Annotated in this window: 2 protein-coding genes and 1 pseudogene; all 3 read left to right on the forward strand. The window is 74.8% G+C overall.

The genetic code is table 11. The annotated features are described in order from the left end of the window. Window positions 1–407: 407 nt before the first annotated feature. Entirely contained in the window at window positions 408–1,238 is an 831-nt protein-coding gene (locus ACWJ6R_RS34640) for a linear amide C-N hydrolase (RefSeq protein WP_449066257.1), read from the forward strand. Window positions 1,239–1,438: 200 nt separating this feature from the next. Beyond that, on the forward strand, window positions 1,439–1,846 hold the full coding sequence (locus ACWJ6R_RS34645) for an STAS domain-containing protein (protein ID WP_449066258.1): 408 nt from the start codon (window positions 1,439–1,441) through the stop codon (window positions 1,844–1,846). Between the two features lie 44 nt (window positions 1,847–1,890). Continuing rightward, window positions 1,891–2,384: pseudogene (locus tag ACWJ6R_RS34650) on the forward strand (CoA transferase); the annotation flags it as partial.

Genomic DNA, 2,384 nt, shown 5'->3' on the forward strand with positions numbered 1-2,384 from the left:
TGCGCACCGACGGCGCGGAGACCGCCGCACGCCTGCTGGCCGACGCCGACGCCGGCTCCGGGACCCGCGACCCGTTCTGAAACGGGCGTGCGGTCCTCGCGCGGAGCCCCGCCGCGGCTTCCGGTCCCGGAGGCGACCGCCCAGGGGATTTGCGTACCGGGCCTGGCGGGACCCGCCACGGCGCGTCACCATGACAGGGTGACCGAACCTTCACGAGTTGCGGCGGCCCTCCTGCTCACCACCGCGCTGCTCGCCGGCTGCGCGACCGGAACGGTCGCGCGGCCGGCCCCGGAGGGGCGCCCCGCACAGGACCCGCACCCGTCCGCGGCGTCCGGACGGCCCCGCCCGCCGACCCCGCCGCCACCCTGGCGAGCCTGCGCAAGGTCGACGACCACCCCCTGTGGACCATGCGCTACCAGGGCGGCTACGACCGCTTCGCGACGATCGCGCCCGAGCCGACCCCGACCGGTTTCGGATGCTCGCTGTTCTCCGCGCACGGAGACCCCGCCGCCCCGGTGTTCGGCCGCAACTTCGACTACGACCACCAGCCCGCGCTGCTGCTGTTCACCGCGCCGCCGGACGGCCACGCGTCGGTGTCGATGGTGGACGTCTCCTACCTCGGCCTGAAGTCCGAGGCCGACTTCACCACCGCCGCCGGCCGCAAGGCGCTGCTGCAGGCCCCGCTGCTGCCGTTCGACGGCATGAACGCCGAGGGCCTGGTCGTGGGCATGGCCACCGTCCCGACCTGGCAGCCGGCCTTCGACCCCGCGCGGCGCACGATGGGCAGCGTCCGCATCATGCGGCTGGTGCTGGACGGGGCCGCGACGGTGGACGAGGCCGTCGCGGTGTTCGGGCGCTACAACGTCGACCCCTCCGACAGCCCGCCGCTGCACTACATGGTCGCCGACGCCGCCGGCCGCTCGGCGATCATCGAGTTCGTCGGCGGCCGGATGGTGGTGCACCGAGGGCAGGGCCCGTGGCAGGCCATGGTGAACTTCGCCGTCACGGGCTCCACCGAGCAGAGCCGGCAGGCCGACCACCGCTACCGGACGGCCACCGAGGCGCTGGAGGCCGCCGGGGGCGGGCTGTCGGCGGCCCAGGCCATGGACCTGCTCGCCCGCCTCAGGCAGGGCCACACCCAGTGGTCGATCGTCTACGGCGGCAAAACCGGCGAGGTACGGCTGGCCACCGGCCGCAGGTACGGCACCGTGCACCGGTTCCGGCTGCCCATGAACTGAGGGACAGCGCCGCCGGAGCCGCCGGGACGCGGAAAAAGAAAACACGCTTCACAGCAGGTCGCCCGGGTAGGGGACGGGAAATCCGGTCAGGCGCCACCCGGCGGGCACCGCCCCCGGCGTACGCTGAAGGCACGGCCACCGCCTGTGCGCGATTTGCCTGCAGCCGCAGTACCCAGCAGCCGTAGATCGCGAAACACCGCATGGCTCAACTCACCGTCACCGTCACCGACCACCACGCGTTCTGCGTGGTGGCCGTGACCGGCGACCTCGACGTCCTGTCCGCCGACCTCCTGCAGCAGGCGATCGACCGTGCCGTCGCCCGCGGCCGCACTGACCTGGTCGTGGACGCCGCCGCCCTGTCGTTCTGCGACTCCCGCGGCCTGTGGACACTGATCACCGGGCACCGCCGGGTGGCCGCGCAGGGCGGCTCCCTGCGGCTGGCCCGCGTGCAGGGCGTCCTGGCCCACCTGCTGCGGCTGACCGGGCTCACCGCGCTGTTCCCCTCCGACGGTGAACTGGACCGGCAGGTGGAGACGCTGACCGCGGCCGCGCGGGGCCGGGCCCCCGGCACCCGGACCGACGCCCGCGGCCCCGATCTCATCCACTGACGGGGCGGTGCCCGCGAGAAGGGCCGGTCGGGCAGACTGACCGGATGGCATACGACGACGCGGCGACCGTCCACGCGTGGGCCGCCCTCCAAGGCCCGGCCGGACTGGCCGAGGCGGTGTCCTACGAAGCGGCCGGCGCAGTACTGCCGGCCCGCCTGCCGGTCCGCGAACTGGCGCGGGCGAGCGTGGGCGTGTGCTCCCTGGCCGCCGCGGAACTGCTGGCGCGGCGCAACGCCGTACCGATCCCCGCGGTGCGGGTGCGGGAGGCCGCGGTGGCCACGGCGTTCACCAGCGAGCGGCACCTGCGGATCGACGGGCGGGCTCCGACGCCCTTCGCCCCGCTCTCCGGTTTCTGGCGCGCGTCCGACGGCTGGGTGCGCACCCACGCCAACTACCCGCATCACCGCTCCCGGCTGCTGGACGCCTTGGGCCTCGACGACACCGGAGACGACCGCGCGTCCGCCGAGGCCCTCGCCGCGCGGATCGCGACGCGGCCGGCCCGGTGGATCCAGGAGACCGTCTACGCACGCGGCCTGGC

It is taken from the genome of Planomonospora algeriensis (genome assembly GCF_977012225.1).

What these genes read in the sequence shown, in the direction of transcription:
- ACWJ6R_RS34640 (WP_449066257.1), top strand. Translation starts at nt 408, where the DNA reads ATGCGCTACCAGGGCGGCTACGACCGCTTCGCGACGATCGCGCCCGAG.
- ACWJ6R_RS34645 (WP_449066258.1), top strand. Translation starts at nt 1,439, where the DNA reads ATGGCTCAACTCACCGTCACCGTCACCGACCACCACGCGTTCTGCGTG.